Origin of the sequence: Yersinia similis (assembly GCF_001053095.1) — a bacterium.
GTDB lineage: Bacteria > Pseudomonadota > Gammaproteobacteria > Enterobacterales > Enterobacteriaceae > Yersinia > Yersinia similis.
The window spans coordinates 1-1,936 of the sequence record NZ_CGBP01000072.1 but is presented as its reverse complement, the minus strand read 5'-3'; the positions used below and the strand labels follow the sequence as shown (position 1 = coordinate 1,936).

Here is a 1,936-nt window from a genome sequence, read left to right as displayed (position 1 = left end):
TTGACAGTTTTTATAATCTGAAAAGGCGGCATTATCGGCTGAGAAATATCTCGCCGGATGAATACGAACGACGACTACAACAATGTGCCTAAATCGGTGTCCGGTTTTACTTGACCATTACATCTCAGGAGAAGTATTACACTATCAAACTGACTAATGCAGCACTGACTAATATCCATATAGATTATCCTCATTCATTGACTCATGCCGGCATGCAACCGGAAGAGCATGTATCCGTTCGTTATGAAAGTATTATCTGGCAGCACCATGTCGCTGGAACATCAGGTTATAGCATTTGGAATGACCGCGTTTTATAAGGATTATCTTATGAATGAGATTAATGCTATATCCACCAAAATAATAGACTCTTTTGAGCCTAAAAGTACTTCTGGCAGTATACTCTCTGGAATAATGTCAGTTCCGGAAGATATGTATTATCTGGCATATGGATTTCTGGATACCGAACATAGAAGCGAAAACGCTAATGATTATTATCGACTAGCGACCTTCATAAAAGAGGGTGATATCGACAGTGCGATAGTGAATTTGGTAGAGGCTATTGCCAGAGATTTTATTGAGAGGCTTCCAGAGGATAAGAAAGACGCGTTGTTAAATAGTATCTATGCGAAAACTGGTGCGCGTTTTGCTACCACAACAACGCTCATGTATTTGTTAACTTCGCAGATGAATAGTTCAATAGCGAGATACCCTAAGTTAAAAGCGTCTTTGAGAATTCTTCGTGGTGCGGCAATTAATTCAATATTGACTATCGGTGCATTGGCTCACCGTTCAGCTTATGATTCCAGAGAGTTGAGAGAGAAAAACCCAAGGTTGTATTGGCGGTTACGTTCTATGGGTGATCTGGATATATTGTATTTTTTAATCAAAGATCATGTGTCTGGCTACGTTGATGCGAGCAGTATACAAGAGCAGGGGCGAGATGAAGATTACAGGAGGGTTATAGATAATGTCATCAACCAGCTCAATAGTTAAAAAAATCATAGTCGGTTTTTTATATTATCTTTCTTACATGGTGGCTAATGCTATTGCGTTAGTTGCGTTAATATTAATGGTCGCATCATTTTTCTATTTTGATCGTTGGTACATTGCCATATTAGCTTGTATCGGTATTTTTGGCGTTTACCATTTTATATTGTATCTGTTCCCGCAAAAGCCAGATTAATGGCTACTTAGCAAGCCACTCCAACGCCAGATCCCCAATCCACTCACTATCGCCGTCAGTGAAGCCTAACAACTGGCGGCGTTCGTATTTCACTGTTGGCCCGTTCTTTGTGACTTTATCCCGCAAACCGTAATGATGGACTCTAACCATATTATTGATCTTGCCGCTGAACGTAACAGCGGCCTCGTCGGTGCTGGATTCGGTTTTGATAAAACGGGCGGTGCGCAGTTTGGTAAACATCTTGCGTTTGATGCGGCCTTGCTTATCGCGGCGCTTTTTCTTACGCGGAACAAAGGGTGAGCCATCCGGGTTCTGTTGCGCCTGAATGTGCTTTTGTTGGCGTCGGCGTAGCTCTTTAGCGACCTGACGCATAAACGCGCCGCGCGCCTGTGGGGCCAATTGTGCCAATAATGTCTGATCTTGTCGTGGATCACAAAATCAGGACACCTTCGTAGCCTTTTTCCACTGATCTTCGTATTCACAGGGCGGTAATCCACCATTGTGCCGATGGGGGCGTACTGTCGGGAACGCCTTACGTTTATTTATTGCTAAGTGGGTCACATTGTTCAGTGACATTGGAAGGATCACCGACGAAGGTATTTAAACAATATGTTTATTTTTTTGATTATTAATACATAATACTGAATTATCTCATTAGAAAAGGGAATTCATTAAATGATTTATAACAAGCAATCTGCTGATGCTGTACTAAATAACTGCGCCGAATAGTAGATCACTGAGGGAACTCAATCC

Annotated in this window: 3 protein-coding genes; 2 read left to right on the top strand and 1 reads right to left on the bottom strand. The window is 41.9% G+C overall.

What is annotated here, in order from left to right; translation table 11 throughout:
• Positions 1 to 110 precede the first annotated feature (110 nt).
• Both tssD and AC971_RS21365 read left to right on the top strand, forming a co-directional pair.
• A complete protein-coding gene (tssD, locus tag AC971_RS23740) occupies positions 111 to 317 on the top strand; it encodes a type VI secretion system tube protein TssD (RefSeq protein WP_231573060.1) in 207 nt (68 codons plus the stop codon).
• A gap of 10 nt (positions 318 to 327) precedes the next feature.
• The gene (locus AC971_RS21365) at positions 328 to 993 is read left to right on the top strand and encodes a hypothetical protein (protein ID WP_012413674.1); all 666 of its coding nucleotides are present in this window, start codon (positions 328 to 330) and stop codon (positions 991 to 993) included.
• A gap of 193 nt (positions 994 to 1,186) precedes the next feature.
• Here AC971_RS21365 and AC971_RS21355 read toward each other — a convergent pair whose 3' ends face one another.
• The gene (locus AC971_RS21355) at positions 1,187 to 1,591 is read right to left on the bottom strand and encodes a phage virion morphogenesis protein (protein WP_025383657.1); all 405 of its coding nucleotides are present in this window, start codon (positions 1,589 to 1,591) and stop codon (positions 1,187 to 1,189) included.
• Positions 1,592 to 1,936 lie beyond the last annotated feature (345 nt).